The 21,765-nt window shown below is 32.4% G+C and carries 24 protein-coding genes; 16 read left to right on the forward strand and 8 right to left on the reverse strand.

Annotated features, from left to right (window positions below; genetic code table 11):
* Position 1: 1 nt before the first annotated feature.
* From ABW637_RS07730 to dnaA, 3 genes are all read right to left on the reverse strand, one after another.
* Positions 2 to 736: an SAM-dependent methyltransferase gene (locus tag ABW637_RS07730; RefSeq protein WP_367584074.1), complete on the reverse strand. Its 735-nt coding sequence runs from the start codon at positions 734 to 736 to the stop codon at positions 2 to 4.
* Between the two features lie 118 nt (positions 737 to 854).
* The gene (locus tag ABW637_RS07735; RefSeq protein WP_367584075.1) at positions 855 to 1,319 is read right to left on the reverse strand and encodes a low molecular weight protein-tyrosine-phosphatase; all 465 of its coding nucleotides are present in this window, start codon (positions 1,317 to 1,319) and stop codon (positions 855 to 857) included.
* Between the two features lie 11 nt (positions 1,320 to 1,330).
* Positions 1,331 to 2,758, reverse strand: a complete 1,428-nt coding sequence (gene dnaA, locus ABW637_RS07740) for a chromosomal replication initiator protein DnaA (protein ID WP_367584076.1) — start codon at positions 2,756 to 2,758, stop codon at positions 1,331 to 1,333.
* A gap of 194 nt (positions 2,759 to 2,952) precedes the next feature.
* Between dnaA and ABW637_RS07745 the strand changes: the two genes are divergently transcribed.
* Positions 2,953 to 3,357, forward strand: a complete 405-nt coding sequence (locus tag ABW637_RS07745; RefSeq protein WP_367584077.1) for an acyl-CoA thioesterase — start codon at positions 2,953 to 2,955, stop codon at positions 3,355 to 3,357.
* Here ABW637_RS07745 and ABW637_RS07750 read toward each other — a convergent pair.
* From ABW637_RS07750 to ABW637_RS07770, 5 genes are read right to left on the reverse strand one after another with little or no spacing between them, the layout of a single operon-like run.
* Positions 3,354 to 3,968 (reverse strand): IMPACT family protein, encoded by a 615-nt coding sequence (locus tag ABW637_RS07750; protein ID WP_367584078.1) that lies wholly within the window; start codon positions 3,966 to 3,968, stop codon positions 3,354 to 3,356. The two genes, ABW637_RS07745 and ABW637_RS07750, sit on opposite strands and share 4 nt — an antisense overlap.
* Positions 3,969 to 3,978: 10 nt before the next feature.
* Positions 3,979 to 4,848 carry an EamA family transporter gene (locus tag ABW637_RS07755; protein ID WP_367584079.1) on the reverse strand — a complete coding sequence of 290 codons (870 nt, stop codon included), beginning with the start codon at positions 4,846 to 4,848 and terminating at the stop codon, positions 3,979 to 3,981.
* Positions 4,845 to 5,453: an HAD family hydrolase gene (locus tag ABW637_RS07760; protein WP_367584080.1), complete on the reverse strand. Its 609-nt coding sequence runs from the start codon at positions 5,451 to 5,453 to the stop codon at positions 4,845 to 4,847. The genes ABW637_RS07755 and ABW637_RS07760 overlap by 4 nt, the downstream gene beginning before the upstream one ends.
* On the reverse strand, positions 5,446 to 6,489 hold the full coding sequence (gene ribD, locus ABW637_RS07765; RefSeq protein ID WP_367584081.1) for a bifunctional diaminohydroxyphosphoribosylaminopyrimidine deaminase/5-amino-6-(5-phosphoribosylamino)uracil reductase RibD: 1,044 nt from the start codon (positions 6,487 to 6,489) through the stop codon (positions 5,446 to 5,448). The genes ABW637_RS07760 and ribD overlap by 8 nt, the downstream gene beginning before the upstream one ends.
* A 1-nt stretch (position 6,490) precedes the next feature.
* Positions 6,491 to 6,952: a hypothetical protein gene (locus ABW637_RS07770; protein WP_367584082.1), complete on the reverse strand. Its 462-nt coding sequence runs from the start codon at positions 6,950 to 6,952 to the stop codon at positions 6,491 to 6,493.
* Between the two features lie 128 nt (positions 6,953 to 7,080).
* Here ABW637_RS07770 and ABW637_RS07775 point away from each other — a divergent pair, with 128 nt between their 5' ends.
* From ABW637_RS07775 to ABW637_RS07845, 15 genes are all read left to right on the forward strand, one after another.
* Positions 7,081 to 7,566 carry a GNAT family N-acetyltransferase gene (locus ABW637_RS07775; RefSeq protein WP_367584083.1) on the forward strand — a complete coding sequence of 162 codons (486 nt, stop codon included), beginning with the start codon at positions 7,081 to 7,083 and terminating at the stop codon, positions 7,564 to 7,566.
* Positions 7,567 to 7,584: 18 nt separating this feature from the next.
* Entirely contained in the window at positions 7,585 to 8,436 is an 852-nt protein-coding gene (gene prmC / locus ABW637_RS07780; RefSeq protein ID WP_367584084.1) for a peptide chain release factor N(5)-glutamine methyltransferase, read from the forward strand.
* Positions 8,437 to 8,446: 10 nt separating this feature from the next.
* Positions 8,447 to 9,037, forward strand: coding sequence for an LOG family protein (locus ABW637_RS07785; RefSeq protein ID WP_367584085.1), 591 nt, complete (start codon positions 8,447 to 8,449; stop codon positions 9,035 to 9,037).
* Positions 9,038 to 9,182: 145 nt separating this feature from the next.
* Positions 9,183 to 11,177, forward strand: coding sequence for an NAD-dependent DNA ligase LigA (ligA, locus tag ABW637_RS07790; RefSeq protein ID WP_367584086.1), 1,995 nt, complete (start codon positions 9,183 to 9,185; stop codon positions 11,175 to 11,177).
* Positions 11,174 to 11,860, forward strand: coding sequence for a lysoplasmalogenase family protein (locus ABW637_RS07795; protein ID WP_367584087.1), 687 nt, complete (start codon positions 11,174 to 11,176; stop codon positions 11,858 to 11,860). The genes ligA and ABW637_RS07795 overlap by 4 nt, the downstream gene beginning before the upstream one ends.
* 129 nt (positions 11,861 to 11,989) lie before the next feature.
* Positions 11,990 to 12,685, forward strand: a complete 696-nt coding sequence (locus ABW637_RS07800) for a hypothetical protein (RefSeq protein WP_367584088.1) — start codon at positions 11,990 to 11,992, stop codon at positions 12,683 to 12,685.
* 14 nt (positions 12,686 to 12,699) lie between these two features.
* On the forward strand, positions 12,700 to 13,395 hold the full coding sequence (locus ABW637_RS07805) for a hypothetical protein (protein ID WP_367584089.1): 696 nt from the start codon (positions 12,700 to 12,702) through the stop codon (positions 13,393 to 13,395).
* 245 nt (positions 13,396 to 13,640) lie between these two features.
* The gene (locus ABW637_RS07810) at positions 13,641 to 14,168 is read left to right on the forward strand and encodes a hypothetical protein (RefSeq protein ID WP_367584090.1); all 528 of its coding nucleotides are present in this window, start codon (positions 13,641 to 13,643) and stop codon (positions 14,166 to 14,168) included.
* Positions 14,169 to 14,362: 194 nt separating this feature from the next.
* Positions 14,363 to 14,938, forward strand: a complete 576-nt coding sequence (locus tag ABW637_RS07815) for a hypothetical protein (RefSeq protein WP_367584091.1) — start codon at positions 14,363 to 14,365, stop codon at positions 14,936 to 14,938.
* 311 nt (positions 14,939 to 15,249) lie between these two features.
* Positions 15,250 to 18,003, forward strand: a complete 2,754-nt coding sequence (locus ABW637_RS07820; protein ID WP_367584092.1) for a DEAD/DEAH box helicase — start codon at positions 15,250 to 15,252, stop codon at positions 18,001 to 18,003.
* Positions 18,004 to 18,067: 64 nt separating this feature from the next.
* Complete coding sequence (locus ABW637_RS07825; protein WP_367584093.1) at positions 18,068 to 18,589, forward strand: DUF6913 domain-containing protein; 522 nt, start codon at positions 18,068 to 18,070, stop codon at positions 18,587 to 18,589.
* Position 18,590: 1 nt separating this feature from the next.
* Positions 18,591 to 19,463, forward strand: coding sequence for a 4-hydroxy-tetrahydrodipicolinate synthase (gene dapA, locus ABW637_RS07830; protein ID WP_367584094.1), 873 nt, complete (start codon positions 18,591 to 18,593; stop codon positions 19,461 to 19,463).
* Positions 19,464 to 19,478: 15 nt separating this feature from the next.
* Positions 19,479 to 20,411 carry an ion channel gene (locus ABW637_RS07835; RefSeq protein ID WP_367584095.1) on the forward strand — a complete coding sequence of 311 codons (933 nt, stop codon included), beginning with the start codon at positions 19,479 to 19,481 and terminating at the stop codon, positions 20,409 to 20,411.
* A 214-nt stretch (positions 20,412 to 20,625) separates the two neighbouring features.
* Entirely contained in the window at positions 20,626 to 21,429 is an 804-nt protein-coding gene (locus ABW637_RS07840; RefSeq protein ID WP_367584096.1) for an outer membrane protein assembly factor BamD, read from the forward strand.
* Between the two features lie 3 nt (positions 21,430 to 21,432).
* On the forward strand, positions 21,433 to 21,765 hold the full coding sequence (locus ABW637_RS07845; protein ID WP_210198875.1) for a DNA-directed RNA polymerase subunit omega: 333 nt from the start codon (positions 21,433 to 21,435) through the stop codon (positions 21,763 to 21,765).

Here is a 21,765-nt window from a genome sequence, read left to right on the forward strand (position 1 = left end):
TTTAGTAATCTCTTTGGATTATGTATATGGTTGGTCTTTTGTGTAGGTCAATTTCATTTTCTTTTTTCCATTCTGCAATAGTTTTAGTAACGATATACTCTGTAGTTAAGGTGATGTCACAGGCAATGCATAATCTAGTGTTGTCGTTTAATATGGATTTAAGGTCGGCATGCATTTTATCATTTCGATACGGTGTCTCAATAAATATTTGAGCTTGATTTTTTTCCAAAGAAGTTTTTTCTAAGTGCTTAATCGTGGATTTTCTTTCATTTTTATCGATTGGTAGGTAGCCATTAAAGCTAAAATTTTGACCATTCATTCCGCTGCTCATCATTGCTAGTAAAATAGATGATGGTCCAACAAGTGGGATAACTTGTATTTCTTTTTCGTGGGCTATACGTACTACTTCTGCACCAGGATCTGCTATCCCCGGACATCCGGCATCTGACAATAATCCAATAGATTCTCCATTAAGACAGGGGGCTAAGTATCCTGGGATTTCTGAAGTGTCAGTATATTTGTTTACTGTATGTATTATCAAAGAGCGCTGAGATTTACTAGGGCTCACCTTTTTTATAAATCTTCTTGCCGGTTTTTCGTTTTCTACAATGTAATGGTTTACCTGTTCTAATACCTTTTTGATTGATATAGGTAGAACTTCTAAGGGTACATCGTCACCTAATCGTGTTGGGATTAAGTACAGCTTTCCTTTGGCTTCTAGGGGTTTAAGTTCCATAGGTTTGTTTTATAACTAGTTTTGGGTATAGTTCTTTTTGATTGATTTTAGGTGTTTTATCGGGTTGTGTGTTTTTATATTGAAATTTAAATATACAAAAACTTTATTTCTGAAAAAGTTAACTAAGCTGCTCTAGCCTTATAACGATATTATCACATGCTTTATTGAGCATTTTGTATACATTTTCAAAACCTTGCTCATTATCATAATATGGATCAGGAACGTCAAGGTTTTTATTGGGATAGAGTTCTTCCAGGATAAGAATTACTTTATTTTTGTCCTCATCATTGTTTGTAAGTTTAATGATGTCTTGATAGTTTGAGTTGTCCATAACATAAATAAAATCATAAGTTTTGAAGTTATTTATGTTAAATTGTGCTGCTCTTTGATCTTTTATGTCAATGTTATGCTTTTTTGCAATATCGATTGAACGCGCGTCAGGTTTACTGCCAATGTGATAATTGCTTGTTCCGCATGATTCTACGATATATTTGTTTGGATCAAGTTTTGATTTTAGAATCCCTTCGGCTAATGGAGATCTACAGATATTACCAAGGCATACCATTAAGATTTTGATTTCCATTGTAAGTGAAATTATAAGGTAAGTTTCTTTCCTAAGTCTTCAACGTATTTTCTAAATTGCTTGTCGGTAGAAGATAGGTTGTCTACTGTTTTACATGCATGCAGAACAGTGGCGTGATCCCTTTTGCCTATTTGGGTACCAATACTCGCTAGTGATGCTTTCGTAAGTTTCTTAGCAAAGAACATGGCAAGCTGTCTGGCTTGTACGATATGTCGCTTTCGTGTTTTGGATTGAAGGGTTTCTACATCCATTTGGAAATAATCGCTTACTACCTTTTGAATGTAATCTATAGAAACCTCTCGTTTAGTATTTTTTACATAATTATCAACTATAGCTTTTGCAAGGTCAATAGTAATGTCTTTTTTGTTGAAAGAAGAATGTGCAATCAGGGAAATAATTGCTCCTTCTAGTTCGCGAATATTAGTTTTTATATTGTTTGCTAGAAACTCAACAATTTCTTCTGGCATTTCTACACCATCACGGTATAGTTTGTTCTTGATAATAGAGACTCTTGTTTCAAAGTCTGGTTGATGTAGCTCTGCAGATAATCCCCATTTAAATCGAGAAAGTAATCTTTGTTCAATGTCCTGCATGTCTACAGGTGCTTTGTCACTAGTAAGAATTACTTGTTTTCCGTTTTGATGTAAATGATTGAATATGTGGAAGAATACATCTTGTGTACCGGCTTTGCCAGATAACAATTGAATGTCATCTACAATGAGTACATCTATGATTTGATAAAAATGAATAAAATCATTTCTATTATTCTTTTTTACAGATTCTATATATTGTTGTGTGAATTTTTCTGCGGAAATATAAAGAACAGTTTTTTCTGGATAATTGTCCTTAATGTTAACACCTATAGCATGTGCTAAGTGTGTTTTTCCTAAACCAACACCACCAAAAATAAGTAAAGGGTTAAATGATGTTCCTCCAGGTTTATTGGCAACAGCCATACCAGCAGATCGAGCTAATCTGTTAGAGTCTCCTTCTAAGAAATTTTCAAAATTATAACTTGGATTAAGTTGAGATTCTATTTTAACATTCCGTATTCCGGGGATGACAAACGGATTTTTAAGCTCTGGATTTTTGCTTTTTATAGGCACATCAACTTCTTGGGAGTTAACTGCAGTACGATTAGAGCTTGGAATTTTTTCGGTAAATGGTTTTTTATTGCCATATGTGTTTTCCATCTTAATAACATAAACCAGTTTTGCACTTTCTCCTAACTCACGAGTTAAAGAAACTTTGAGTAGGTTTACATAATGCTCTTCTAGCCACTCATAGAAAAATTTACTGGGAACTTGAATACTTAAAGCGCCATCTGTAAGTTTTACAGCTTTAATTGGTTCAAACCAAGTTTTAAAAGCTTGTGGAGTGATGTTGTCTTCTATAAAAGATAGACAATTATCCCAAACTGATTGCGCGGTTACATTCATTCCTGTAGTTAGGTTTACTTTGGTTAAGTTACTAAAAAGAATTGTTGAAAAACTCCTTACTGTTTTTGCATGACAAATATGTGAACAAAAAATGTAAAAAAAAAACGATTAGGGGGTTGAATTTTAATTATTTTTTTTGCATAATTTGATAGTACTACTTTTAATAACGTTTATAATTTATAATATTCTATTTTATGCCAATCACCTCAGAAACTATTTTAAAAGTACGATATTCAGAAACGGATCAAATGGGAGTTGTTCACCATGGCAACTACGCGCAGTATTTAGAATTAGCGCGAATTGATTGGTTATCCCGATTGGGTATTTCTTATAAATCAATGGAAGAAAATGGCATTATGCTTCCTGTGTTTACTTTAGACTTTAAATTTACTAAATCTGCTTTCTTCGATGATGAATTGACTGTTAAAACTTCATTAAGGAAAATTCCTACAGCACGAATTATTTTTGATTTTGAAATTTTTAATGAAAATCGTGAATCACTAACAACAGCTTCTGCAACACTGGTTTTTGTCGATAGTAAAACAAGAAAACCTATTCCATGTCCCTCTTACTTAATTGAAAAAATTAAAAGTCACTAATCTTCTGATCTTTTAATTTCTATTTCATACAACGGGGAAAAAACCTCTTTTATTTTATCGGCATTTTTTTTTCTGACTGAAATATATAATTTACAATTCAATTCGAGCTCTTGTTTTGTAATTTTTATAGTATTTTCTTTAATAATACGCATCACTTTATTCATATCCTTATATTCAAAAGAAACGATAAAGTTGATGTTAATTGTTTTTTCTATGATTTTTGAATTTTCTAAGGCTAATTGTGCAGCGGTTCTGTAAGCGTTAATTAAGCCTCCAACTCCTAATTTTACACCCCCAAAGTAGCGTACTACAATGATTAATATGTTAGTGACATCAAAAGATTGGATTTGTCCGTAAATAGGTTGACCTGCAGAATTTGAAGGTTCGCCATCATCATTAACGCGATATCTGATGTTTTCTGTCCCTATTTGCCAGGCATAGCACCAATGTCTTGCAGAGTGATGTTGTTTTTTCAGGTCTTCAATATATTGCTTCACCTGCTCCTCGGTAGATACTGGGAATGTGTATCCGAAAAACTTACTGTTTCTATCCTTAAATAGCGCTTCGTTTCCCGGGGAGTTAATTGTTTTGTATGTGTCTTTTGTTTCCAATCAATTTAGTTTATATAGAAAAAGCTACAAGAATAATGCTGATAATGGCTAGCATTAGACCTATCCAGTTTTTAAGTATTAATCGTTCTTTAAAAAGTATAATACCTGCAATTGTCGAGACCAAAAGTATAGCTACATTGTTTATTGTGAACACTGTAGAGCTGTCCATCTTGTCGTATCGTAGAGCTTTTATTAAAAAGTAAATTGAGAAGTAATTAGGTACTCCCAATCCGATTCCGGCAATAATATTCTTTAAAGATAGTTTAAGAGTGCCTTTTATTGCTTTAAACAACAATATTAGAATCCCGATGATTGCTGCAAATCCAAAAATAGAAGCCGAGAACACCGGAACATCATTTTCTGCTACATAGTTGGTTTCAAAAAACTTAAGACTTGTGTCTATAATTCCACTTCCGATAAAAACCAATAGCGGGAAAATTAGATTGTCTTTGTTTATAGAAATTCCTTCGGCATTTTTCATCGAAGTCATGTATACAGCGACTAAAGCAATAAGGATCCCAATTAGTTTTAGTGCACCAGTACTTTCGTGGTATACTATGATTCCAAAAATAATAGGAATAGCTAAGCTCATTTTAGTAGCTACAGCAACTACAGACAAGCCATTTTTTTGAGTAGTGATGGCTATTAAGTTGAATACTAATATAAAAATTACACCTAAAGCCATAGCACCATAGAACCAGCTTTCTTTTGATACAGAAACGATGTCTATTGGAGCAGAGTAAGCAATAATCCCAGAGATTGAGGCCACTACATAATTAATTACGATAGCTTGTAGTGTGTCTATATTATATTTAGAAAATAGCTTAAAGATTACCAAAATTAAGCTTGAGGCTACAATGCTAAGAATTAAATAAATCAAAATAAATCAGATTTTATGGTAAATAAGTTTGTGATATCTTCTGTCTTAGGGTTGTTGTTCCAGGTGTGGATCCCCAATGTAGCTGCAGCATCTGTATTTTCTTTGGTGTCATCAATAAATATGGTTTCTGATGGCTGAATTTTATGTTCTTGTAGAACGAATTCAAAAATATCAGGTGTAGGTTTTCTTAAATGAATTTCATGCGAAAGGTAAAAAGTATCAAAACAGGATTTAAATTGCTTATAAAATGTGATATTTTCTTTAACCCAGTTAATATGTAACTCGTTAGTGTTGCTAAGTAGGATTAGTTTGTAGTTTTGTTCTGAAGCTAAGTTTTGAATAAACTCTAACCGATGCTTTGGAAAATCAAGTAAAATAGAATTCCACGCATTGATAATTTGTGTTTTAGTAGCTTTTGGAAATAATTCCTGAAACAAAGTGATAAACTCTGAAGTAGAAATTTTTCCAACCTCATATAAATTATTAATCTCCTGCATTTCTTGGAGAGATCGAATATCACCCAGGGTAGAGAGCTCTCTAATTGTGGCTGTTTTATCTAAGTTGATAAAGACATCTCCAAAATCAAAAATTATCGTTTTAATCATTTTGATAAATTCTTAGGGTGTCATCTATGATTTTTTCTTCAGAAAATAAATTTCCTTTTAGTATAGGAGCTTTGATGCCGTTGTCAAATGTAGTGTTTCCTTCAAAAACCCTTGCTTCGTCCCAAAGATTTTCATCAATAAATGATTGTATCGTGTGTGTGCCTCCTTCTATAATGATAGATTGAATTTCGTGTTTATGAAGAATAGTACAAAGTTCGTGTAAAATCTCTTCCCTTGCATTAATCACCTCATACGTAAGGTTTTTGCTGTTCTCTTTTCTAAATTCTTCGCGAGTAATTATTATAGTAGAAACGGTCTTGTCTACTATGGCAGAATCGGTAGGTATTTTACCCGATGTGTCAATTGCAATTCTAATAGGATTGCTACCGGGCCAGTCTCTGGTGGTGAGTTTAGGGTTGTCTTTGATAATGGTTTGATTGCCTACAAGAATGGCTTGCTCCTCTGCGCGCCATTTATGAACCCATTGTCTGGAGTTTGAATTAGTAATCCAAATTGGTGCTCTATCGTTTCTTGTTTCGGGAGCGATAAAATGATCTAGGGTTTGAGCCCATTTAAGAATAATGTAGGGGCGCTTTTTTTTATGAAAAGTAAAAAACCTTTTGTTTAGCGCTGTACATTCTTTTTCTAAAACACCAACAATAACATCGCAGCCAGCATTCATTAATTTCTGAACTCCGGTGCCAGATACTTTAGAAAATGGGTCTATGGTGCCTATAATTACTTTTTTAATCCCTTTCTCAATAATCAAATCACTGCAAGGAGGTGTTTTTCCATAGTGACTACAAGGCTCAAGGCTTACATAAATGGTTGCATCTTTTAATAGAGAATGATCTTTAACCGATCTTATAGCATGTACTTCGGCATGAGGCTCTCCGGCTTGATAGTGCCAACCTTCGCCAATAATTCTATCATCATAAACGATAACACTACCAACTAATGGGTTTGGATACGTGGTTCCCAGGCCATTTTTAGCTAGTTGGATGCATCTTTTTATGTATTTCTCGTGTATTGCCAATTTACTGTAAAGATATTTTTTGCTCTTTATCAATCTTGTATGGATAAGAAAAGCTGCCTAAGTGATATCTAATACTTCCTTTATATTGTATGTTAAGAGAATCGGTTTGGATTACCTTAAGGACACTTCCCAGGATGCTGGTTTTATTTTTCTCGTAAATTTTAGACAAAGAAAAGGTGCCTTCTAGAGGAATTGCAAATTCACTTTGGGCAGGAACATCAAACTCCTCAGAAGAAATGGTACCAACATCTATGTTATCAACAAAAACATGAATATCATCTATAGAGAGTTTGCCCTTTAGATTGTTTGGGTTGTTAAAAACCGCATCTGCTTTAAGTGTTATATTGCGTAGACCAATGTTTTTAACCTTAAGATTACCAACGTACTTAAACTCTGGTTTTTTAGAAATAGAACAGCTGGTAATAAGCATTAATATTGTTAATAATAATAAAAACTTCTTCATTGATTCCTGATTAGATTTGACGTATATTTCAGTATCCTTACTAGAGGCGATCTTGTATCCAAAAGGAGTTCATAAGAATATTCTTATCTGAAATAATTGATAAGGCAAAAGTAGTATTTAAAAATATAATGGGGGTAATAAAAATAAGGAAGATAAAGCCTGAAGATAATCAAACGATTGCTCAGATAATTAGAGAGGTTTTAACCGAAATGGGAATTCCTAAAGTAGGAACAGTGTTTGAAGATGAGGCTCTTGATATCATGTACGAAACATACAATACTAGTAATCGGTCTTATTTTGTTGTAGAAGAAGAGGGGGGTATTATTGGTGGCGCAGGAATTGCGCCTTTAGAGAATGGAAGCCCAGATACCTGCGAACTTCAGAAAATGTATTTTTTACCTATTGCCAGAGGGAAAGGATTAGGGTATAAAATGATAAACACCTGCCTTGACTTTGCCAAAGAGCAAGGTTTTACTAAGTGTTACTTAGAAACCATGCCTTATATGAAAGCAGCAAGAAAATTGTACAAAAAAGTAGGTTTTACAGATTTAGACGGTCCTGTGGGGGATACGGGGCATTTTAGCTGCCAAGCTTGGATGATAAAAGATCTATAATAGAAAACAGACTTCAAATTGAATATAAAAGATCTAAGGACTAATTTTTTAAATTCTCTATCAGGAATCTACGATACAGAAGAGGTGTTGTCGTTTTTTTATTTGCTTTCGGAAAGTTTTTTGGGGATGCGCAGAGTAGAGGTAGCGATAAACTTAGAGAAAACACTTTCAGAAATTGAGATTACGGGTTTTAGAGATGCTATAAAAAGATTAGAAAAACAGGAACCCATACAGTATATTATTGGTCAGACTAATTTTTTTGGGTTGGATTTTAAAGTTACCCCGCATGTTTTAATTCCAAGACCAGAAACCGAAGAATTAGTAGATTGGATTATAAATGATCAAAGCAATGCAAAAAAACAAATTCGTATTTTAGATATCGGTACAGGTAGTGGCTGCATCGCTGTTACATTGGCCAAAAACTTACCTGAAGCACAAGTGTATGCAATTGATATTTCAGAAAAAGCACTTCAGGTTGCAAAGCGTAATGCAGAGAAAAATCAAGTAAAAGTAACATGTATTCATGCTGATATTTTAAAAATTGATGATTTGCCTCAGAGTTTTGATGTTATTGTATCGAACCCCCCGTATGTTAGAGAGTTAGAAAAAAGAGAGATGAAACCGAATGTTCTTAATAATGAGCCGTCTCAAGCATTATTTGTTGAAGATGATAATCCTCTTGTTTTTTATAAAAAGATCACTGAATTGGCAAAAAAAAGTTTAAATTCTGAAGGGTCATTGTATTTTGAGATTAATCAATATTTGGGTTCAGAAACCCAATACATGATTGAGACTTCGGGTTTTACTTCGGTTATATTGCGCAAAGATCTGAATGAGAATAATCGAATGATACGTGCACGTATAAACTAAACTATAAGATATGAGTAATTTAGATTCAATTTGTGTGTTTTGTGGAAGTAGTGAAGGTAATGATATCAAAGTAATCTCTGAAGCACTTCTGTTAGGAGAGAAGCTTGCGCAAAAAAACATCACCTTGGTATATGGGGCTGCCAAAATTGGAATAATGGGACAAGTTGCTAAAGGTGCGATGGCTCATAAAGGAAAAGTGATTGGTGTAATTCCAGAATTTCTTAAATTGAAAGAAGTTGTTCACCAAGGGTTAAGTGAATTGATTACTACGAATAATATGCATGAAAGAAAAATGAAAATGCATGAGATTAGTGATGGATTTATTACATTGCCAGGAGGGTTTGGTACCTTAGAAGAGCTTTTCGAAATCATAACTTGGTCACAACTGGGGTTGCATCAAAAACCAATCGGCCTTTTAAATATTGGTGGGTTTTATGATCACCTTTTAGGGTTGTTAGAAAACATGGTAAGAAGAGGGTTCTTAAAAATGGAAAATTATGAATTACTTCTTGTTGATGATGATATAGACCGTTTATTAGAAAAAATGAAAACTTTTAAACCTGTGCAAGTACCTAAATGGTTAAAACCTGACAGAACATAAATTAATTTACGAATTACGAAGTTAGAATTACGATTTATACAATAATTTTTAGTCTCTCTTCTTCAAAAGAAGAAGGTTTCGATGTAAAGTTAAGGAAGGGAGGAAAATCAACTTGTGTAAATTATTGAAAACTCGATTTTAATACATGACTACAGAACAAAAAATCAATCAATTACGAGAAGATCTAAGGCTACATAATTATAATTATTATGTGTTGGATACACCGGTGATAAGTGATTATGAATTTGATATAATGCTCAAAGAGCTTCAAGCTTTAGAGGAAAAACACCCCGAGTTTTATGATCCTAATTCACCAACACTTAGGGTTGGGGGGCAGATAACCAAAAATTTTGAAACTGTGGTTCATGACCATAGAATGTATTCTTTAGATAATTCATATTCGAGAGAAGATCTGCTTGATTGGGAAAAACGTATCAAAAAAATGGTCGACGGTGAGGTCAATTATACTTGTGAACTTAAGTACGACGGAGCATCAATTAGTTTAACCTATGAAAAAGGAGAGCTGGTTAGAGCTGTTACCAGGGGAGATGGTATTCAGGGAGATAATGTAACGACCAATATAAAAACTATTAAATCTGTTCCTTTAAAACTAAAGGGTGATTTTCCTCCAAAGTTTGACATACGAGGAGAGATTGTTTTACCTTATGAGGGGTTTGCTAAGATGAATCAAGAACGAATTGCGGCAGGAGAAGACCCTTATATGAACCCTAGAAATACAGCCTCTGGTAGTTTAAAGTTACAAGATAGTAGCGAAGTAGCAAAACGCCCTCTGGATTGTTTGTTGTACAATATCACCGGAGATAGATTAAAGATTGCAACTCAACTCGAGAGCTTAGAAAAAGCTAGAGAATGGGGGTTTAAGGTGCCCATTGAATCTAAAAAGGTAAATACCATTACCGAAGTATTAGATTTTGTGGCATATTGGGATGAGCATCGGCATGATCTACCATATGAGACCGATGGAGTAGTGATTAAAGTGAATAACATTCAACAACAAGAAGAGCTAGGTTTTACAGCTAAAGCCCCAAGATGGGCTATGGCTTATAAATTTAAGGCAGAACAAGTAACCACCGTACTTCGTGAAATTACATACCAGGTGGGTAGAACTGGTGCCATTACTCCGGTAGCTAATCTCGAACCAGTATTGCTTGCGGGTACCACAGTAAAAAGAGCTTCGTTACACAATGCTGATCAGATTGCAAAATTGGATATACGTGAAAAGGATACTGTTTTTGTAGAAAAGGGAGGAGAAATTATTCCTAAAATTGTGGGCGTAGATTTTCAAAAAAGAGAGCCCGATTCGGTGTCTACTCAATACATTAGTCAATGCCCAGAGTGTCATACAGTGCTAATGCGTAAGGAAGGAGAGGCTCAGCATTATTGTCCAAACTATGAGGGTTGTCCTCCACAGATTATTGGTAGAATACAACATTATATTTCTCGCAAAGCAATGGATATTGAAGGACTGGGAGGAGAGACAGTAGCGTTGCTGGTTAATGAAGGATTGATTGTAAATTATGCAGACCTTTATGAATTAAAAAAAGAACAAGTAGTTCCTTTAGAGAGAATGGCAGAGAAAAGTGCAGAAAACCTTATTGCAGGAATCGAAAAATCAAAAGAAATCTCTTTCGAAAGAGTATTGTTTGCCTTAGGGATTCGATATGTAGGTGAAACCGTTGCCAAAAAACTCGCAAAACATTACAAAACTATCGATACTATTGTTATTGCAACCGAAGAAGAATTGGTAAATGTAGACGAAATTGGGATTAAAATAGCGCAAAGTGTCAGAGAATTCTTTGATTCTGAAGAAAATAAAACTTTAGTAAATAGGTTGAAACAATACGGGGTTCAGCTAGAAATCTCTGCAGATAAACTTGCTAGTCAAACCGATACGCTAAACGGGCAAACATTTGTGGTCTCTGGGGTGTTTGAAAAAATATCACGAAATGAATTAAAAAAAATGATAGAAGACAACGGGGGTAAAGTCTCTAGTTCGATATCGTCCAAAACCTCTTTTGTTGTCGCTGGGGCGAACATGGGGCCGAGTAAATTAGAAAAGGCAAGTAAGTTAGAGATTCCTATTATTAGCGAAGACGATTTTCTTGATAAAATCACATGAAAATAAGGACACTTATTAAAGTACTATTATTGATTACAGGTGGGTTATGTGTTATAAGTACCGCTGCACAATTACCCGTCTTAGAGCTTTATGTAAAGCCTATGACCGTACCTTTGTTCTTTATGTTGTATTGGTTTAATGTGAAAAAACCAGATGGTATATTTCTAATCATATTATTGCTATGTTTTCTAGGGGATATTTTTTTATTGACAGATGTTGATAATAGTTTTATGTATGTGCTTTTAAGCTATACCACATGTTATTTAATCCTGTTTTATTACTTATATAAAAATCATAGACCTATTGATTATGGGGTTACCGATATAGTTTATGTAGCTGTGTTTTTTATAACATGGACTTATATAGCCTATGAAATTTATGCAGTGACCCATGAAGCAATGGGAGGTATAAAACCATATGGAGTAAGTTATTTAGTAATATTATATTTACTTTTAACCGGGGCAGTTTTTCAATATGTAAATATAAGATCGGCAAAATCGTTATGGTTTCTAATTGCGGTTTTGAATTTTGTGGTTAGTGATACCTGTTTCGCTCTCAATAGGTTTTATATACCCTCTATCGAATTCGAAATCATAAATTCGATTTACCAATTATTAGCCGTTTTTTTTCTTGTGCAATTCAAAATTGCTAACCCCATTTCCTTGAAAATGAAAAGCATATAGTTTGATTGAAAGTTGGTTAAGAACTTTTAATTGTTTTAAATTCCCTATATTGTGTTGAGAAAATCACACTATCTGCTTACGGGTATTACTCAGAATTAATGAAGATTAATCCTTGAGTATAAAAAAATAATGAATGGAGAGAAATTACTAAAACTTGTTATTTCCTTTTTGATCATATCACAAGTACTTGGTTTTGTATTTGGAAATTATATAGTGTACTTATATTCCAATATGATTCTCTCTGTACTCATTACTATGCTCTACTTTGTAAGCACAAAAAGAGTAAGATTTTTTCACGTTATAGTTCTATTAACTCTTTTAGCCGAAGAGTTAATCGTTTTTTTTACTATTAATAAAGTAATTGGTTTTCAGATGATAGGACATATCATAGCTTATTTCTTGCTTTTTTATTTTTTATATTATAATCATAAATCATTTAAATATAATAGTAGAGATGTATTTACATTAGTACTAGGTAGTTCTTTGTATACAGTGATCTTTTTTATGGCATATGTATCTATAAAAAATCAAATGGGAGAGCTGTATCTATTAGGTTTTCTTAATTTATTATTATTGTATATTTTGCTAATAGTAGGGGCAATGCACTATATAAATATACGGTCAGAAAAATCGCTTTGGTTTTTTTTGTCGATGCTAAATTTTGCGTTTAGTGACTTCATGTTATTGTTGGATAAATTTTATTTGCAATCTCAAGAATTAAAGGTGTTGATGCTAATATGTGAACCCTTAGCTGTTGTTTTTTTAGTCAATTATATGATCACAAAATCTCTAACCCTTAAATCAGAAGAATTTGAAGGTTTTTAATTAAAAATACATATGTGAGAATAAGAAAGTTTACATACTGGTTATTTTACTTCGCAGGTCTGTTAACCTTGTTGGCTTCTATTTTTGATAATAGTTTAATTATCTATTTTAAACCTCCTGTAATTATAGCTCTTAGTTTACTTTATATCGCTAATGCAGAGCATAGGAACTATTTAGTTTTAATTAGCTTGTTGTTAGGTTTAGTGTGTGAAATACTATTCTTACGAGACTATTTAGGGAATTTTGAGATTTTAAATATTTTACTTTCCGGGTATTATGCCCTCAATATTGTTATCCTATGGAAAAGTTTGCAGTTGATTAAGATTAGCTTAAAAAAGGTTTTTACACTGCAGTTGGTAATATCAATGGTTTTAATTGCTTATGTTTTATTCTCGGTTGCCCAATTGATTTTGCCTAGAGTTAATAATCATGTTTTAGTTCTTGTAATGCTTATTTTTTTCTTTGCTTTATTTATAGGAGTTTGTTACTATATTTATTTAAATAGTAAAACAGTGGTTAGTTATTCTTTAATGGTAGCTGCATCTTGTTTTCTAATTGTTAATATTGTTGCAGCTTTAAATAGACTATATGTTTCTGTAGAAATATTTTTCGTGATCACCACTCTTTTGCAGATTTTAGGTCAGTTTTTTTTAATAAAATTTTTTATGGAACAACATAAGTTGGTGGCAAATGAAGAGGATTATTTTTAGAAGCCCAATATGTTTTGTATTGGCGATGTGTATTTTGTTAATAGCTACTAGATAATTATTAGAATTTCTTGAAAAAAATAAACATTACATATTTATTTTTCTTTTGCGCTTTTGCAATAGTGGTTTATATAGCTATTTTTTTAGACAAAAAGTTGTTGATATATAGTAAGCCAATTATTCCTGTGTCTCTTATCATAATGTATTTAGTACATGTTAAAAAGATCAATCTTTTATTTCCTTTGAGTATGATTGTGATTTCAATTACTGATATTTTTAATTATATCGATTTTATAAGATATTACGATAGTATCGCTATACTGATTTCATCATTCTATGTGCTATGTATTTTTTTATTAAGAGACTACATTGTTAAGGATGATATTAAGCTCGACAGGTTGGTGTCGTTACCTGTAATTGTAAGTATGATTTTGATTGGTTATTTAATATATTCTATAATTGACATGGCTGTACCAAAAGTTGGCGATTCACCGGGGTCGGTAGCTATTATAGTTATAAGTGCTCTTTTGTTTGTTGCTATTAGTTTCTTTATCTATATATCTGATAGATACGAGAAGTCAATTTATTTATTTATTGCAGCATGTTGTACGTTATTTGTGGATGCACTATTAGCCATAAATGAATTGTATTATTATACAAGGGTATTTACGATTCTTATTAATATTGCAGAAATTGCGGGCCTCTATTTTTTCACCAGCTTTTTTATTGAAACCAAGAACAGGGATATGGAGCTAAGTGAGGAGGAGTATTTTTAATAATAAATACGTTTTATTTGTGGATTTGTATTTTGCCAATCTTATATCATAATTTTTAAAGTTTCTTGAAAAAAAATACCATACCATACTTGTCTTTCTTCCTTATTTTTTTGACCGTTATTTGCGTGGCGGTTTTTTTTGATAAAAAACTACTTCTATATATTAAACCTTTTATAGTTATACCTCTTATAGCTATGTATTTGCAGTCGGTTGAAAAGGTTAATGTTTTATTTCCTTTGAGTATGATTGCAATTACGGTAACTAATATTTTTGTGTATATCGATTTTGTAAAATATTATGATGTCATAGCATTTCTTATTACTATATATTACCTGTTAAGTGTGTTTTTGTTAAAAAGGTTTATAAAAAAAGACGATATCAGATTACATGCATTAATTTCACCTCAATCGATAATAGGTATAGTTTTAATCATATATCTAATACTGTCTATTTCAGAAATAGCTTTGCCAGCCATTAACAGTTCATTGATTGGCGTCGTTGTGGTTTTGTTAAGTATGCTTCTGTTCTTTGTGGTTAGCTTTTTTATTTATGTTTCTAATAGATATGAGAAATCAATATATGTCTTTATATCTGCTTGTTGTGCATTGTTTGTGAATGCTCTTCTTGGTATCAATGAATTGTACTATTATTCTAAAGTATTTACTGTTCTTATTAATATTGCAGAAATATTGAGCCTCTATTTTTTTACAAGGTTTTTTGTAGAAACAAAACTCATAGATACCAAAGTTTCAAAAGGGAAGTATTTATAGGATTTAATTCGATAAGATAATTGAATGCTATGTCTAAATTATTTATACTTTATATTCGCATTAACTTTACCCATTGTGCATTTAGATATTTTTTAACCAAACTCCGTCAATTCGAGTGCTTCGACTGGCTCAGCAGAGCTATCGAGAATAGGATTATTGGTTAAAAAAAGCTATTCTCGATACATTTTGTCTTCATTTCATTACGCAAAATACTCGAATTGACGCTTTTTTTGTAATGATTTTCCTAAATGCACAGCGGGTTAACTTTATTTTATATTTAGTAATTAATAAAAGGTATAAAGAGAAAAATATTGGAAATTTCATCGCTAGTTAAATACTTAACAGACTGTTATAAGGCAGATAATAGAGAGTTTAGTATAGAGAATTTCTTTTCTTCTAAGTTTGAAAACCAAATTCTTCAAAATCTAGAAGAAGAATTGATTAATGGTAAATATAAACATCAATACCTTCCAAGTAAGGAAGGGGAGGTCTTGTCAAAAAATCTTCAGCTGTATAAGAGGGATAAGCAACTGTTTTATTGTTCTCTTTTTTTAGTCGGAAAAAGAAAATTATTTAATAAAAAAACACTAAAAGTATGTGCTCCAATATTTTTTTACCCTTCAAGAATAGAGCAACAGCTTGATGGAGAATACTTCATAAATTTGCATATAGAAGACAGGCAGGTAAATTATGGTTTTCTTAGAACACTGGATTTTAATTTTTCTTTTGAAAAGTTTCAGGAAGAATTTACGGTTTTGTTAGATGAAGAAGTAATAGATTACCCATTTATTGCTCGAATGCAACGTTTATTTGAAAAACACATTTCTAATATTTCTTTTTCTGAAGAAATTCCATTATTTCCTAAATTACTTAAACCATCGGCGGTAAGAAAACAATTTAATGCTACAACCGATAAAAATTTTGACTGTTTTAAATTGCTTCCGACTGCGGGAGTAATGGTGTCTAGTAAAGCTAATAACATTCAGAATGTGGTTAATGAATTAGAGCAACTATCGAATACCTTGGATTTCTCATTGGCTATTAAGTCATATCTTGGTAATTATACTTCTGCAGAGAGAGAAAAATATACTCCATCAATTAAGCCATTTATTCTTAATGCGGCGCAAGAGAAAAGTATTAAAGCGGCTAACGAAATGAATAAGTCTGTAGTTGTTGGTCCTCCGGGAACAGGTAAGTCATATACTGTTGCAGCTATTGCAATAGATTATTTAAGTCAAGGGAAAAGTGTGCTTGTCGCCACACGAACCGATGAAGCATTACAAGTGATATCGGATAAATTAGAATCTTTTTCTGTTGGCAGGTATAGAATGAAAGCAGGTGGAGCACGATATAAGATGTCATTAATAGCAAGTCTAGAGAAGTTTTTGTATCGGTTTGATAATTTGCCTTTTAGAAGTGAAATTGATAAAGATTTTGCACACCTGGATGATCTAAATAAAAGATTACGAGAAATAGAATTAGAATTTTCGGAAATCGATACAAGAAGTGCTGAGCTAACATTTACTATTCTTAAAAAACCAGGAATAGTAAGAAGCATAAAACTTCAGTGGTTAAAACTTTTTAAACAATGGCAACAACAAGAATGGATATTGATTGACGAATACATGTCTTCCCTTAATAAAAGTATTAAAGAGGCTAATAAAAAATTAATGGGGCAGGTATTAGGTAAAATAAAAGATAGGGTAGATTTTAACTGGAAAGAACTTCAAAAGCTGGTAAACTCTCTTAGGAATGAAGATGTATCAATGAAAGCAGATGCATTAGAATCGATAAACTTTGATATTGTTCTTGACGCCCTTCCGATTTGGCTGGTAAAAATTGATAAAGCTGCCGAGGTCCTTCCTTTAAAGAAAGAAATGTTTGACCTTTTAATCATTGATGAAGCCACTCAATGTGATATGGCTGGAGTGTTGCCTCTAATGCAAAGAGCAAAAAAACTTGTGATCACCGGTGATCCTAAACAATTAAGGCATGTAAGTTTTTTGTCTAAACAGCAAATGCTTGCACTCGCCAGAAAGCACAATATTTTATGGGATGAGATGTTTAATTATAGAAAAAAGAGTCTTCTTGATTTTGTTCTAGAAAATATAGAATCATCAGGACAATTGAGTCTCCTTAATGAACATTATAGATCCTTGCCAGATATTATTCGTTATAGTAATGAATCATTTTATGATAATTCATTATTAGTGATGAATGATCTTCCGAAGTATAAAAATCAAAAGTCTGTTTTTATTCATAAGATTGAAGGCGAAAGAAATAGTAAAGGAGTAAATGAAGCTGAAGCCTTATCTGTTGTTGAATATGTAAAAAACCTTATTAAAAGTGAGGATGGTGTACAAAAAAAGCAAGCTACTACTATTGGAGTAATTTCACCATTTAGAGATCAAGTAACCTATCTGGGTAAAATACTAAGAAAAGAAATCTCTTTAAATCAGCTGCACAAACATAATATGAGGTTGGGTACTCCGTATTCTTTTCAAGGTGATGAACGGGATGTAATTATTATTTCATTAGCAGTAGATAATGATTCACATCATAGTGCGTTAAATTATCTCAACAGGGCAGATGTTTTTAATGTTATGATTACAAGAGCTAGAAACTTGCAAGAAGTATTTTTGTCTGCCACGGTAGGAGAATTAAAATTTGATTCGTTGCTTCGTGGGTACATAGAAAAATCAACAAGTGATAGAAGTGCTATGGTGACACAAGAAAATCAATTGGATTTGTTTGTGAAAGAAATATGTGAGTTTTTGGATGTAAGTAAATTAGATGTTAATTATTATGTAGGATATCAGCTATCAGGGTTAATAGTAGATATTCTAATAGAGAAAAATGGGAAATATCTGGGAATTGATCTAATAGGTTATCCGGGTGATTTTAAAGCTTCTTTTTCTATAGAACGATATAAAGTTTTGTATCGTGTTGGAATCCAGGTGATTCCTTTGAGCTATGTGACTTGGTATTTTGATGAAAACATAAAAGAAAGATTAGTCGCCAGGATAAGTAATCTTGGAGGATCTAATATTTCTGTTTATTCTTGAAGCTGTCAAGGTGATTTTAAATTGTAAAATAGCTACATTTGTGGCTTCTTAATCTTTTTTATAAATGATTTTAAAGGGTCTTAAAAGAAATGCAATAAAGAAAAGTATAGAAACTCATTTGAAGAAAAGAGATTCTTCTTCTCCAAATATTTCTACTCTTAAAACCCTTGCGGTGCTTGTTGATGCGTCTTATTCAATCAATAAGTCGTCTATAGTAAAGTTAGCAAATGAATTAGGAGTTACACCTGGAAATTTAAAGATAGTAGGGTATAAAGAAGATAAAGATATAGAAGATGATAAGGATGCTGCCTTTTATAATGATAAAAGCTTTGCGGTTAATGGTTCAATAAAGAATGGGGTTTTACAAGATTTCATACGTAAAGATTATGATGTGTTGATTAACTTTTATGAGGAAGATAAGCTCGAGTTGAACTATGTTGCAGTTGCTTCTAAAGCAAAACTAAAAATTGGTTTCGCAGAGGTAGATAATCGAATAAATGATTTGATTATTGGGTCTACAACAAATGATACCAGTCTCTTTATCTCAGAACTTAAGAAATATTTAAAAATTTTACAGATTATTTAGTATGAGTGGTTTTCTTAGAGGAACAGGTGTGGCATTAGCGACTCCATTTAGTAAAGATGGTTCTATAGATTATCAAGGCGTTACATCACTTGTGAATTATTGTATTGAAGGTAACGTAGAATATCTTGTAGTATTAGGTACTACGGCCGAATCGGTTACACTTTCTAAAGAGGAGAAGAAAAAATTAGTAGCACATATCGTAAATGTAAACGACAAAAGATTACCCTTGGTTATTGGGATTGGTGGAAATAACACAGCTGCAATTCTTAAAGAAATAGAGGAAACCGATTTGTCGCATTTTGATGCAATACTTTCTGTAGTTCCGATGTATAATAAACCCAATCAAGAAGGTATTTATCAGCATTATAAAACAATAAACGATCATACTCCAATACCTATTTTGTTGTATAATGTTCCTTCAAGAACAGGGACTAATATGACTGCAAATACAACATTACGTCTAGCGCAATTAGATAAAATAGTTGGAATAAAAGAAGCTGTTGGAGATGTTACTCAGGTATTAAAAATTATTAAAGACAAGCCTAAAGAGTTTCTGGTTATTTCGGGAGATGATACATTAGCGTTACCAGCAGTTGCTGCTGGAGGAGACGGAGTGATTAGTGTTATAGGTCAAGGTTTTCCTCAAGAATTTTCAGAGATGATTAGATTAGGATTGTCTGGTGAAACCGAGAAAGCATTTAGTATACTATATACACTTTTACCTATTATAGATTATGCTTTTGAAGAAGGAAATCCTGCAGGGATAAAGCATATTTTAAAGATAAAAGGTGTTTGTGAAGATAATCTTCGTTTGCCATTAATACCTGTTTCCCAAGATTTGGCAAAAAAAATTAGAACGTTTATTGAAAATTAATAGTTTTCAAACTTCATGGCTAAAAAAATTAAAGATCCAGGAATAGGAAGATCGTCGAATAGACACGCTAAGCGTTTTATTAATCCAGATGGCTCTTTTAGCATTAAGCATATTAATAGATCTGGTTCTTTGTCAGAAAGCTATGAATACCTAATAAGTATCAGTTGGTGGAAATTCTTTTTATGGGTTGTACTGGGGTATATTTTAATCAATGTTTTATTTGCAATCATGTATACCATATTGGGTATATCTAATATAGCAGAACCTACCGGAAGTATTTTTAAAGACTTTCTTAATGCATTCTTTTTTTCAGCACAAACAATCACCACAGTAGGTTATGGGGCGATGGCGCCTAAAGGACTATTGTTTGGGGTAATATCCTCATTCGAAGCCTTGATAGGATTGCTTAGTTTTTCTTTTATCACAGGGTTGTTGTACGGACGATTTTCTAGACCTAGAGCAAATATTAGATTTAGCAGTAGTATGATTCTTAAGAAGCATAATGAAGTAGATTCTATTATGTTTAGATTAATGAGCAAGACTGCAAACGTGATGATTCACCCCAAAATAGAAGCTACGCTAGCTTTGTCTCAGCAAGATGAGAATAAAAAGTATGTTAATAGTTTTTATAACCTTAAATTAGAACGTAATTCGATTACGTATCTCCCAACGACATGGACTATTGTTCATGCAATAGACGAATCAAGTCCATTACAAGAATTTGATAGAGAAAGGTTATTGCAACTAAATGGAGAACTGTTAATACTGGTAAGTTATTATGATGAATCTTTTAATCAGGAAGTCCACCAAGTTCATTCATATGTGTTAAAAAACATCAAAGAAGACCATAGTTTCATGCCTGCATTCTATTATGATGATCATGGGTATACTATTCTTGACCACAATAAATTAGATAAAACATATACTAATGAGTCAGATAAGTCGTAAAATCTCTTTTTTTTGAATTTATATACGATATATTCTGCAACAACCTTTCAATTATATAGTTATTAAAGTGTCCTAAAGTCGATAGTATTTAAAAGTATTTTTTAAAGTATTTTTCCACTGATTAAATACTGATAAATAAAGACTGACGAATTGATGGGCTAAAGTTTTTGTAATACCGCAGAAATACATATTTTTGCACGATGTTTTTTAAGCTATGAAGAGATTATTGTATTTACTTATTTTTGTGTTAACCTTTGGATCGTGTAGTGAGTACCAAAAAGTACTTAGGAATGATGATCTTTCTCCTAAGTATAAAATGGCCGAAGGGTTATATAAAGAAGGTAAGTATAAAAAAGCGTTGAGGATTTTTGAACAAATCGTTCCTCAATATAGAGGAAAACCGCAAGCAGAAAGAATAATGTACTATTATTCTGATACGTATTACCAATTAGAAGATTATTATTTGTCAGGATATCAGTTTGAGAGATTTGTGAAATCGTATCCTAATAGTGATAAAAAAGAAGAGGCTGCATTTAAGAGTGCAAAAAGTTATTATCAACTATCACCTAGATATAGCTTAGATCAAACCGAGACAACTACGGCTATAGAAAAGTTGCAATCGTTTATCAATACATTTTCAGAAAGTGAAAGATTAGCAGAAGCAAATACTTTAGTTGCAGAGCTTAGAGAGAAAAAAGAAAGAAAGGCATACGAGATAGCTAAGAAATACCATCACAGACAAAATTATAAAGTGGCTATTTCGGCTTTTGATAATTATCTGGTAGACTATCCTGGATCGCCTTTCAGAGAAAAAGTGTTATATTACAAGTTAGAATCCGAATATCTTTTAGCTATTGGTAGTTATGAGGATTTGGTGAAAGACCGTCTTGAAATTACTCAAGGATATTATAATAATTATAAAAAATATTATAAATCGGGAGAGTATACAGAAAAAGCGGAAAAAATAGCAGAAGATATAAAGCTACGATTAGAAAACTATAAACAGAAAATAAAGTAGAAGATGGATTTGAAAAAAAGTAATGCTCCGGTAAATACTACTACAATCGATAAAAACCGTATTGATCAGCCAACAGATAATATCTACGAAGCGATTTCTATAATATCTAAAAGGGCAACTCAGATTAATACAGATATTAAAAAGGAACTTCTTGAGAAATTAGATGAGTTTGCGACTTACAATGATAGTTTAGAAGAAATCTTTGAAAACAAAGAACAAATAGAAGTTTCTAAATTTTATGAGAGATTGCCAAAACCACATGCTTTAGCGGTACAAGAATGGTTAGAAGATAAGATCTATCATAGAAATACAAAAACAGACACAGAATCTTTATAA

Origin of the sequence: Aquimarina penaris (genome assembly GCF_040786285.1) — a bacterium.
In the GTDB taxonomy this organism is placed as follows: domain Bacteria; phylum Bacteroidota; class Bacteroidia; order Flavobacteriales; family Flavobacteriaceae; genus Aquimarina.